Annotated in this window: 8 protein-coding genes; 2 read left to right on the forward strand and 6 right to left on the reverse strand. The window is 45.0% G+C overall.

Annotated elements, in window-relative coordinates:
• Positions 1–72: 72 nt before the first annotated feature.
• The 6 genes from truD to EYR97_RS17860 form a co-directional block, all read right to left on the reverse strand.
• Entirely contained in the window at positions 73–1,149 is a 1,077-nt protein-coding gene (truD, locus tag EYR97_RS17835; RefSeq protein ID WP_131095121.1) for a tRNA pseudouridine(13) synthase TruD, read from the reverse strand.
• Positions 1,146–1,619, reverse strand: a complete 474-nt coding sequence (gene ispF, locus EYR97_RS17840) for a 2-C-methyl-D-erythritol 2,4-cyclodiphosphate synthase (protein WP_131095122.1) — start codon at positions 1,617–1,619, stop codon at positions 1,146–1,148. The genes truD and ispF overlap by 4 nt, the downstream gene beginning before the upstream one ends.
• Entirely contained in the window at positions 1,610–2,383 is a 774-nt protein-coding gene (gene ispD / locus EYR97_RS17845; protein WP_131095123.1) for a 2-C-methyl-D-erythritol 4-phosphate cytidylyltransferase, read from the reverse strand. Before ispD ends, ispF begins: the two co-directional genes overlap by 10 nt.
• Before the next feature lie 5 nt (positions 2,384–2,388).
• On the reverse strand, positions 2,389–2,679 hold the full coding sequence (gene ftsB / locus EYR97_RS17850; protein WP_131095124.1) for a cell division protein FtsB: 291 nt from the start codon (positions 2,677–2,679) through the stop codon (positions 2,389–2,391).
• 114 nt (positions 2,680–2,793) lie between these two features.
• Positions 2,794–4,509, reverse strand: a complete 1,716-nt coding sequence (locus tag EYR97_RS17855) for a TIGR03545 family protein (RefSeq protein ID WP_131095125.1) — start codon at positions 4,507–4,509, stop codon at positions 2,794–2,796.
• A gap of 224 nt (positions 4,510–4,733) precedes the next feature.
• Complete coding sequence (locus tag EYR97_RS17860; RefSeq protein ID WP_131095126.1) at positions 4,734–5,189, reverse strand: Lrp/AsnC family transcriptional regulator; 456 nt, start codon at positions 5,187–5,189, stop codon at positions 4,734–4,736.
• A gap of 184 nt (positions 5,190–5,373) precedes the next feature.
• On the opposite strand from EYR97_RS17860, the gene EYR97_RS17865 reads away from it, so the two are divergent.
• Complete coding sequence (locus EYR97_RS17865; RefSeq protein WP_131095127.1) at positions 5,374–6,420, forward strand: zinc-dependent alcohol dehydrogenase family protein; 1,047 nt, start codon at positions 5,374–5,376, stop codon at positions 6,418–6,420.
• Between the two features lie 304 nt (positions 6,421–6,724).
• Complete coding sequence (gene putA, locus EYR97_RS17875; protein WP_131095128.1) at positions 6,725–10,522, forward strand: bifunctional proline dehydrogenase/L-glutamate gamma-semialdehyde dehydrogenase PutA; 3,798 nt, start codon at positions 6,725–6,727, stop codon at positions 10,520–10,522.
• Positions 10,523–10,619: the final 97 nt, after the last annotated feature.

The following is a 10,619-nucleotide window of genomic DNA, read 5'->3' on the forward strand; positions in this document are numbered from 1 at the left end:
GAGCCACGCTTTTGTGTATATTATCTAAACTTTAAACAACCGTCATGTGCGCTAAAAACAAACAGTCCATTTTTATACTCTGTTTATTGGCGATAAGGTCTCGACGCACTCTCTTAACACCGAAGTTGCAAAACAGCCACTGGGAAGTGCAAACGAAACAGTAAATGTATCACCCTTAACCAACCATTCAAGTTGTGATGGCCAAATTTTGATAGCGCGACGTTCTTGTTCAAAGCCGCACTGACTTAAAAAGTCCACCACTTGTGCATGTTGATGAGCGACTTCCTCTTCCATTTTAAGCGCAGCGTGTGATGTTGCTAAATTGCCTTTACCCCATAGCGGTGCTGATGGGCAAACGTCTTTGTCATTGTAACGTTGCTGTGTCTGTTCGTGTCTACTAGCCTCTTGATGCACAAAATAGCTATTTGAGCCCGACAGCACTAAGGCATCGCCTTCCAAAACCTTATCAAATTGTCCTTGTGCTAAGCGGGTCGAGAGCATTTCATTAAACAACCAACTGCGCAGTGCCGACAGTGCCATAGAGCGTTTGTTTCTGTGTCGTATGGTTTCACCATTAACCATACGCTCGGCCATAACAAGGTTTCCACCGCGCTGTACTTCACCCATTTCGTTTAAGCGCATAACGCCAAAGCGTTGCTCGCCGTAATAATTTGGTACGCCGTGTTGAGCAATTTCCTTTAAACGTGCTTCTATTGCTTCTGGGTGTAGTACTTGACGCAACGTAATAGTGAAGTGATTGCCTTTTAGCTGGCCAGTGCGTAATTTTTTGTTGTGTCTTGTTTGTTTTAAAACCCGCACACCTTCAAGTTCAAAGCCACTAAAATCAAAGTCTGCTTTGCCGGGAGCGTGTATGCCAAACCACTGCTGTGTAACCGCATATTTGTCTTTCCTGCCTGCATAGGTCACTTGGCGCAGTGGCAAATTAACAAACCGCGCCAATTGCTCGGCAACATAAGCGGTATTGGTGTTTGTCTTTTCGATAAAAACGAACTGATGCTCGCCCTCGCCACAAGGCTCGTAACCCAAATCTTCTACAACTTGAAAGTCGTCGGCTTGAAATTTGAAGATGCCTGTAGAAACAGGTTTAGTGAAATAATATTGCCAGTGTTCGGTATCTAACGGTTTCATAGTTTTTCCAATAGCACTACAGCATGCGACGCAATACCTTCTTTGCGTCCAGTATATCCAAGCTTTTCGGTGGTGGTGGCTTTTACGTTGATATCATCAATGTGAACATCGCAGTCTTTGGCAATAATTTCACGCATGGCGTGAATGTGTGGCGCCATCTTGGGCGCTTGAGCCACTATGGTCATATCGGCATTACTAAGTTTGTAGCCTTTCTCTTTGACCACAGCAACAACATGACGCAATAAAACACGGCTGTCCGCACCGGCGTAAGCGTCATCGGTGTCGGGAAAGTGTTTGCCAATGTCGCCTAGCGCGGCACCACCCAGTAGCGCATCGCATAGCGCATGTAGTAACACGTCACCGTCAGAGTGCGCTACAAGCCCTTCAACATAATCAATCTTTACGCCACCAATTGTGATGGGGCCTTCACCACCAAATTTGTGTACGTCAAAGCCGTGTCCTATTCGCATTGTGATTGTGCCTTTTGAATGTGCGCCATATCAGGGCGCGTGTTTAATTTTTGTTGTAGATAAAATGTTGCTAAAGGAAGATCTGCCGGATGCGTAATTTTAATATTGGCAGGGCTACCGCTGATAAGGGCAACGCGATGCCCGGCTAATTCCATGGCTGAAGCTTCATCGGTAATATTCGCACCGTCTTCTAAGCCTTTTTTTAGTGCCTGCTTAAGTAGCCCTGCGGGAAACAACTGCGGCGTAAGGGCATGCCATAAATTATCCCGTGTTTCAGTATGGGATATAACAGGTGTTGAAGTAGAAGTAATGCCATTATCCATGTTATTGCTTGCTTTGGCACGTTTCATGGTGTCGCGCACTGGGCTGGCTAAAATTCCTCCTGCAACAGTGTTGTCGTAGATCACAGCAAGAAGTGCCGTGATATCGTTGTCATCAACACAGGGGCGGGCCGCGTCATGTACTAAAGCCCAATCATTATCAGCTAGTATTGATATGCCATTAAGTACACTGTCGGCGCGTTCTTTTCCTCCATTTACAACAGTAATGGGCTTTTTCCTCAATTCTAGCGCATCGAAGTAGTGATCATCAGGGCTTATGGCAACAATTACATCATCTATGTGAGGGTGGCTTAGCAAGGCGTCAATTGTGTGTTCAAGTATGGTTTTTGAGGCAATGCTAAGGTATTGCTTGGGGCGGTCGGCTTGCATTCGGCTGCCAACGCCTGCTGCGGGAATGACCGCAACAACACGAGGGGTAGTCATTTTCTTCACTTAGTTTCTGCAGGTAAAATGCGATAAAAGGTTTCGCCTTTCTTGATCAAGCCAAGCTCATTTCTAGCGCGTTCTTCTATCGCTTCAAGACCTATTTTTAAATCGTTGATATCAGCTTTTAACAACGCATTGCGTTGTACAAGGTTGGCATTTTGATTGGCTTGTTGCTGAACTTCTTGCTGTCGACTGTAATAATCGGGAATACTGTTTTTGCCAAACCATAGCCGGTACTGCAGTAGTCCAAGCAGTACTAACAAAACGATGGGAAGCCATTTACCTTGCAACACAGATTCACCTGACTTTAGGTTGAGCAAAAAAAGGTTGAGCAAAAAAATGCAGAGGCAGTCACAGCCTCTGCATTTGCCTATTATGCCGCTATGCAGCGCTGAGTCAAAGGTACATTATTCACCTTGACCAAATTTCCCTTTCAATTTGTCGAGCAATTTATTCTTTTGCTGCTCAACCACATTGTTTAATTGCGCTTGCAGTAATTCTTGTAAAGCAGCACTGTCACCTTGGGCTGCGCTTATCATGCTGTTAACGTCTACCAATTCACCTGATAACAGAGATTGTTGGTCGCCAATCATACTATTGAGCTTACCGTTTAGCTCTTCTAACTTACCTTTCTGGCTATCGGTAAGTTGTGACAATGCGGCTTGGGCTAGTTTATTGTCTAAATCAGACTTTATATTAAAACCTGGGTTAGACAAAGTGCCATCCAGTAACATGGTCATGTTCAAGCTGGTTAACGTTTGCAAGGCTTTTGCGATAGCCTCTGTAACTTCACTGGTACCTGCGGCTTCCATTACCAATTCTTGTAAATCAACTTCACCGGTACCAGACAACATGTTGTCGGTAACCTTCATTGAACCGTTAGTTTGCATGAGTGCAGACTTGAGTACCGCATTGAGGGTTTCATTACCGCTCATAGTAATGTTTGCCATATTCACGCCAGCTAACTGCCATACCTGACTGGCATCTACGCCATTGCCATCAATCCAAAACTCACCGTTTGAGGTGAATGACTTAAGTAAATCTCCAGCCGCTTCAATGGTAAAGGTAGTGGGGTTACCAAAGACTTCATGCACGTTGGTGATGTTATTCCATTTGCTGGTGATAGATTCGTTTTGCCATAACACAGATACATTTGCTTCTTTAACCAATATGTTGGGAACTTCAGCGGGGGCCTCGCTTTTTTCTTCGCCTTGAATCAGCGGCATAACAATTTGCATCGCCGCCATTAAATACTCAGTATATTCAGCTGCTTTATCGCCAAATACAAAATAAGTAACTTGAGAAAGCGCTGCTTGGTCGCCTGCAATTACACCTTTCAGTAATGCGTAATCTTCTTTAGGCGCGTTTTTAAGCGCCTCTGCACTTGCACTAAGTGCTTTTTTCGCCTTTGACGCCTTTTCTGTAAAACTACTAATAAGGGCTTTGTCGGCTTGCATTTCTTCTTTTAATTTATCAAATACCGTTTTTGCTTCAATAAGGGCTTGTGGGTCTTTGTAATTGGTTTCTTTCAGCTTTGCGACTTCACTTTTGTAGTAGTCAATGCGTGATTTGTCGGGCAGTGAGGTATAGTCTTCTTTCAGTGTTTTACTGTAAGTCTCGTAAGCTGCTTTCGCGTCTTCAATGGCGGCAGTGGTCTTTAGCGGATTGCGCGCCAATAGCTCGTCAACGGTAGGTACGGCTTCTTGTGCTTTTGCTTTCATTTCATCAAAAGACAGCGAACGCTCAGGCACACGATAAACGTCACCGGGTTCGGGACGACTGGTATCAAATTGTACTTCGAGTAAATTGAGGTTGTTGACGATAACCTGATCGTTTAACAAAGGGGCCAGCTCCACATCTGCATTGGCTTCACCAACAAATACTTGATTGTGTGTAGGCTTAGTTGGGTTAGTTAATGCAATGCCTTTTAACGTTACCGTGGTAGGGAACAAGGAGTGATCAAAGTCGTCAATATTGACTTCAGCACCGTAAGACTCGCCAAGTTTTGACTCTAGCACCGCTTTTATAATGGTGTTGGCGAATAAAAAATACACCAAAAAAAGTACAACGAAAAAACCAACAACCCATTTCAAAACAGGCTTGCCTTTGCTAGCGCTACTCATATTCCACTCCTTGATACTGTGTATTTCCCCAATTCAGCAATTTGATGGTGATATTTCCAAATGGCGTACAATAAACCATTCGAAAACTTCAATAAAAAGCATTTGCCTTGGGGTATGACAACGAAAATTCAGTGTAATGTACTCACACCAGATCTTCCATCAATACAAACGCATTACAAAATAAAAAAGTTCATCAGCGCGAGATTCGATCGACTTCGCGCTAATTACGCTATTGGTAATCGAGTAGAAGACTTTAGTTCTTTAAGAGATATACTTGATGATATGTCTGATATACCCGGTAGTTTTCGCAATACACTGTCTACGAAATGGCTATAGTCATCCAAGTCTTTTGCGACGACTTGTAATAGAAAATCTGCGTTGCCAGTGGTGTTGTGGCAACTTAGTACATTGTCGCAATTATTGATAATACTTATAAAGTCATTAGTCGTTTTAGTGTCATGGGCGGTATAGGTAAGCTGTACAAATGCTAACACTCCATAGCCGAGTTTGCGTTTATCTAAATTCGCTTGATAACTCTCAATATACCCCTCGCTTTCTAAGCGTTTTACTCTTCTCCAGCAAGGGGTTTCACTCATATTAAGTTGTTCAGCGAGCTTGGCATTAGCGAGTCTTCCATCTTGTTGTAACAACGCTAAAATCTTTTTATCTGTGTTATCCATTTATTCGGTCGTCAATAATTAGTAGCGTCTTTCTTTTGATTGATTCTAAGTGAAAGAATCTTTCAAGCAAGGCTTAATTATGCAACTGCAAAGCAAGGTTATTTCAAGAACTTTCAATTAGAATGAACCCATTCAGAAAATACACTTAACGTGTGTAGTTAACCCTTTTAAAGGAGCCATGGTTATGAAAGCGGTACTGTTTGAACAATTTGGCGGAAAGCTAAGTATTGAAGAAGTGGCAAAGCCCGTGCCTAAAGCTCATGGGGTTGTAATTCAAGTTAAAGCAACAGGAGTGTGCCGCAGTGATTGGCATGGTTGGATGGGGCATGATGACGGGATAAGTTTGCCGCATGTTCCGGGCCACGAGTTTGCCGGCGTTGTTGAAGCTATCGGTAATGAAGTTAAGCGTTTTAACGTGGGCGACAATGTAACTGTGCCTTTTATCAGTGCGTGTGGTAGATGCTCAGAATGCTCGTCGGGAAATCACCAAGTATGTGGGAATCAAACTCAGCCTGGTTTTACGCATTGGGGGTCCTTTGCCGAATACGTGGAAATAGACTTCGCTGATGTGAACTTGGTTCATCTACCCGGAGAGATTGACTTTGTGACAGCTGCTAGTTTGGGATGCCGCTTCGCCACATCATTTCGCGCAGTGGTAGATCAGGGAAAGGTTAGCGCGGGACAGTGGGTTGCTGTTCACGGCTGCGGTGGTGTAGGGTTATCAGCAGTCATGATCGCCTCAAGCATTGGCGCCAATGTGATTGCGGTTGATATTTCAGATGAAGCGTTATCTCTTGCTAAAAAATTGGGCGCAGATGTAGTGGTTAACGCCACTAGAGAATCTGATGTACCAGCTTTTATAAAGCAACTCTCTTCAGGCGGTGCTCATGTGTCAATTGATGCTCTAGGTAATCCAATTACCTGTGTTAACTCAGTAAATAGTTTAAGAAAACGTGGTAAACACGTTCAAGTTGGTTTGCTCCTAGCCGAACAATCAACGCCGCCTATCCCAATGGATGCTGTGGTGGCACATGAACTTGAGATTGTAGGAAGCCACGGTATACAGGCCCATCGCTATGAAGCTATGTTTGACATGATCTCTGCGAGAAAGCTCAATCCTCAAGCGCTCATAGGAAAGATAATTTCTCTTGAAGAGGCCCCCCAAGCGTTATCTGAAATGGACAAATATGCGCAACCTGGCGTGACAGTAATTTCTCTTGATACTGAGTGAAAAAATAGCGCTGAAACAGAGGCGTGTTAAATGTCATCTAACGCACTGAATACGTAGCTTGACAGAGAATTAAAAAAACTTTGTGGACGGGGGCTTGGCAGGGCTTTTTTGTGTGCTAACATCCGCGCAATTTTGGCGCTGTCGTGATCTTCATCCAAAATAATAAAGTTAAAAGATAAGAACGATGCGTAATTGCAAAGTAGCTACTTTGCTTGTTTTTTAGTCGCTTCCATGTAACCGTGGGTAGGCCTATCACGGCAGGAACGCTTTTTTTTGTTACAGCTATTTCTATGAAAGGGTTGCAATGCTCATTAACGACACACTTCACACAACATCACCCCTACGCCAACGTATTCGAGATTACTATCGCATTAGTGAGTCGGTGGCCGTCGATCAAATATTGCCTATTGCCGAGGTAAACCCTCGTGCGAGAAGTCGCGCTTGGGAAAGAGCACGGAAAATGGTACTCCAAATTCGCCGTGAACAAGAAGGGCACGGTGGTGTTGATGCACTGTTAAACGAGTACTCATTGTCTACCGCCGAAGGTGTGGTGTTAATGTGTTTGGCCGAAGCTTTACTGCGCGTACCAGACAGAGCAACACAAGACGAGCTCATTCGCGATAAACTGTCAAAAGGACAGTGGACTCCCCATTTAGGTAATTCAGATTCGCTTTTTGTTAACGCATCAGCATGGGGGTTATTGTTTACCGGCAACATGGTGAATTACGCCGATAAGCGTAAACAAGAGCAGTTTGGCCTATTGAAGAAAACCTTGGGTAGATTGGGTGAGCCGGTAATTCGCCGTGCTATGAATATCGCCATGCGCGTCATGGGTCGCCAATTCGTAATGGGTGAAACTATCGAAGATGCGGTAGAGCGTGCAAAAGATAAAGAAACTAAAGGCTATGTATACTCATACGATATGCTAGGTGAAGGCGCCCGCACCATGCGTGACGCCGACCGCTATTACGATGCCTATGTAAAAGCCATAAAAGTTATTGGTAAAGCGGCAAATGGCCGTGGACCAAAGCGTTCTCCCGGTATTTCTGTCAAGCTTTCTGCCATTCATCCACGTTTCGAATTTTCGCACCGCGAGCGCGCGATGGAAGAGATCCCTCCTCGCCTAAAAGCACTGTGCATGATGGCGAAGGAATACGACATAGGCTTGACAGTTGATGCTGAAGAAGCTGACAGACTTGAGTTATCACTCGATATTATTGAAGCGGTATTTCGCGACGAAGACCTCAATGGTTGGTCGGGCTTTGGCTTGGCGGTTCAAGCATACCAAAAGCGCGCTATTCACGTTATCGAGCATTTGCGTGCACTAACGTTAGAAGTAGGGCGTCCATTGATGGTGCGCTTAGTTAAAGGCGCATACTGGGATACAGAAATTAAACTGACTCAACAAGCTGGGCTTGAAGAGTTTCCTGTATTTACGCGTAAATCGTCAACGGATGTGTCATATCACGCCTGTGCTAACCGCTTACTTGAGTACCGCGATTCAATTTACCCGCAGTTTGCTACACACAACGCCTACACTGCCTCTGTCATTGTTGAGCTAGCGGGTGACGACAAAGAAGGGTTTGAATTCCAGTGCTTACACGGCATGGGTGATACCCTGTATGACCAAGTTGTAACACAAGACAAAATTCAGTGTCGCGTATATGCACCAGTAGGTGAGCATGAAGACCTATTGGCTTACCTTGTTCGTCGCCTTCTTGAAAACGGTGCGAACTCTTCTTTTGTAAACGCCATCGTGGATGATGAAAAGCCCGTTGAGTCACTGCTAGAAGACCCAGTAGAGAAAACCCAGCGTCTTAAAGTGCGCTATAACAAACTCATCAAAACACCCCGTGGGTTGTATGCACCTGAGCGAGATAACTCCAGAGGGTTAGATCTTACTGACACCAACGCGGTCACTGCGCTTAAGCACGAGCTAGAGCGCTGGCAAGAGCATTACAAAGTGACAGGCGAAATACCAGAGGGTGCTACGCCTGTGCGTAGTCCTACTGATCACAACGATGTTGTGGGCTATCACTATTATGCCAAACCTGATGACATGTTAAAGGCCCTTGGCGCGACTGATACGGGCTTTGATGCATGGTCAAAACGCGATGTTAAAGAGCGTGCCGAAATTCTCAACCGTACCGCAGATGCCCTAGAACGCCATATGGCAGAGCTTATCGCAATTTGTATGCGAGAAGCTGGCAAAGTGGCACAAGACAGTATTGATGAAGTGCGCGAAGCGGTAGATTTCTGTCGCTATTATGCGGTACGCGCAGAAGAGCTGGCTGAAGATCAACGCTTACTTCCCCGTGGCGTAGTACTTTGTATCAGCCCGTGGAACTTCCCACTTGCCATTTTCTTGGGACAGGTCGCTGCTGCATTGGTGACAGGTAATACGGTTATTGCAAAGCCTGCTGAGCAAACCAGCATTATTGCTCAGCGTGCAGTTGATATTATGCATTCCGTTGGTTTACCAGAAGATGCACTAAAACTCATTATTGCACCAGGCAAAGACGTGGGTGACACCTTGCTACCTGACGAGCGCATTAAAGCGGTTATGTTCACTGGTTCAACACAAACTGGAACGCTTATTTCACAAGTACTAGCAGAGCGCGGTGGAGAGCAAGTACCATTGATTGCCGAAACCGGTGGTCAAAACTGTATGATTGTTGACTCAACAGCGCTACCTGAACAAGTTGTTGACGATGTTATCCATTCAGGTTTCCAAAGTGCGGGTCAGCGCTGTTCAGCACTACGCGTATTGTTTGTACAAGAAGATATTGCTGACGATCTCACTGATATGTTGATTGGTGCAATGAAAGAGCTTACCGTCGGCGACCCAACACAACTAGCCACTGATGTTGGTCCTGTAATCGATGAAAAGGCACTTAAGAGCCTGACCGATCATCAGAAATACATGGAAGACAAAGCAAAGCTACTTTATCGCAATGACATGCCAGAAGGTTTTGAAAACGGTACCTTCTTTACGCCAACCTTGTATGAAATCAAGAACATTAATGTACTTGAGAAAGAAGTCTTCGGCCCGGTGGTTCACATTGTTAGATTCAAGTCTAAAGAGCTGGAAAACGTACTTGAGCAAATCAATAGTACAGGTTACGGCTTGACCATGGGAATTCATTCTCGCATTGAAGAGCGTGCGAATGAATTAGCTGCTAAGAGCCGTGCGGGTAACGTATACATAAACCGCAATATGATTGGTGCCATTGTTGGTGTGCAGCCATTTGGCGGTCGAGGTCTGTCAGGCACAGGGCCAAAAGCGGGTGGCCCTAACTACTTACCGCGTTTAATGATGGAGCGTGCAACGCCTAAACCATCACACATTGAGGACGTCGACAGTACAGATGCAGCGTTAGTGGGTGATGAAAAAATTGCAGAACGCGCCCATGTTATGATGGACAAGGCAAAAGCGGTAGAAGGGCAATGGCGACACACTGCGTTGAACGACCGCATTTCCATGGTTCGTCAGCTGCTAGCAAAAATTGCTAAGGTCGATATTGTTGACGAGTTGGCAGACGATTTGAACCGTACCTTGGCTACAGCACGTCAACAGCTAACCAGTGTTGAGCGTAAGTTGGCGAAGCCACAAACATTGCCAGGCCCAACAGGCGAGTCTAATAAGCTGTACCTTGAGCCTCGTGGTATCTTGGTGTGTTTTGCCGATAAGGACGTAACTTTTGAATACTGGTTATTGTCTATTGTAACTGCACTATCAACAGGTAACCCTGTAGTGTCGGTTGTGTCTGAAATATTCTACGAGGAAGCCGTAGAAATTCAGAACAAGTTTGAGTCTACAGGCGCGCCATCTGGTCTATTCCAAGTTGCACGTCTTGCGCATTTAGACACCTTGCTGATGGACGAAGATTTGTCAGGCGTTGTTGTAGATTCAAGTACCCAGCGTACAGCGCGTATCACAGCCATGCTTTCATCGCGCGAAGGTGCAATTTTGCCAGTTATCACCGCAGAGTATAACGACAACTTGATTCAACGTTTGATGACAGAGAAGACCATCAGTATTGATACTACGGCATCAGGTGGAAACACGTCATTGATGACCTTAGTTGAAGATGATGAATAAGCGATAATGCTTGTGGTAATTACCTTCTTGGTAAGATAGCTACTTAATAAAATAGCTATCTTCACAACACCTCATTCAAAGGCCAGCGTTAAGCTGG

The organism is Alteromonas sp. KUL42 (genome assembly GCF_006538325.1).
Taxonomy (GTDB): domain Bacteria; phylum Pseudomonadota; class Gammaproteobacteria; order Enterobacterales; family Alteromonadaceae; genus Alteromonas.

Excerpts from the sequence above, each read along its gene's own strand:
- ispF (WP_131095122.1), bottom strand. The coding sequence starts at position 1,619 with ATGCGAATAGGACACGGCTTTGACGTACACAAATTTGGTGGTGAAGGC.
- putA (WP_131095128.1), top strand. The coding sequence starts at position 6,725 with ATGCTCATTAACGACACACTTCACACAACATCACCCCTACGCCAACGT.
- EYR97_RS17855 (WP_131095125.1), bottom strand. The coding sequence starts at position 4,509 with ATGAGTAGCGCTAGCAAAGGCAAGCCTGTTTTGAAATGGGTTGTTGGT.
- EYR97_RS17860 (WP_131095126.1), bottom strand. The coding sequence starts at position 5,189 with ATGGATAACACAGATAAAAAGATTTTAGCGTTGTTACAACAAGATGGA.
- EYR97_RS17865 (WP_131095127.1), top strand. The coding sequence starts at position 5,374 with ATGAAAGCGGTACTGTTTGAACAATTTGGCGGAAAGCTAAGTATTGAA.
- truD (WP_131095121.1), bottom strand. The coding sequence starts at position 1,149 with ATGAAACCGTTAGATACCGAACACTGGCAATATTATTTCACTAAACCT.
- ispD (WP_131095123.1), bottom strand. The coding sequence starts at position 2,383 with ATGACTACCCCTCGTGTTGTTGCGGTCATTCCCGCAGCAGGCGTTGGC.